General features: G+C 68.1%; 1 protein-coding gene. It reads left to right on the top strand.

The features are described from left to right. A partial coding sequence (locus tag ACLD7X_RS18300; protein ID WP_411425113.1) for a hypothetical protein occupies nucleotides 1–316 on the top strand: 316 nt, incomplete at its 5' end. Nucleotides 317–526: the final 210 nt, after the last annotated feature.

Genomic DNA, 526 nt, shown 5'->3' with positions numbered 1-526 from the left:
GCTGGCCATGCCTGGCGTGACGGTGCGGACGGAAAGCGCCTTCGGGCTGGACCCGCGGGCGGAGCCGCCGGTGGATTGGCTGTTCAGCGACGTCATCTGCTACCCGGCGCGGCTGCTGGGCCTGGTGCGACGCTGGATCGAGGCCGGGGCGGCGCGCAACATCGTCTGCACCCTGAAATTCCAGGGCGAGACGGACCACGCGACGGCGGAAGCCTTCGCCGCCATCCCGGGCGGGGTGCTGTTCCATGGCGCGCACAACAAGCACGAACTGACCTTCGCCCGCCTGGGCGACCGCCCGGATCTTCCGCCGGGCTAAAGCCGTTTCACCGGAAGCGAAGACGGTGAAGCGGCTCTAGCTTCCTGTTTTCACGCATTTTCCGAGTCGCCTTGCAAAGCCGCAAGGCTTGAAAACGCTCTAACCCGCCGGCAGCCGGACGATGAAGCGGGCGCCGGTGATGGTGCCGGCGGCATCGCGCTTGTTCTCCGCGCTGATCCGGCCGCGCAGACCCTCCACGATCTGGCGGCT

The sequence above is a fragment of the Aphanothece microscopica RSMan92 genome (genome assembly GCF_046613545.2).
GTDB lineage: Bacteria > Cyanobacteriota > Cyanobacteriia > PCC-6307 > Cyanobiaceae > NIES-981.
The sequence above is the reverse complement of the archived record's forward strand: the minus strand, read 5'-3'. Positions and strand labels throughout refer to the sequence as shown.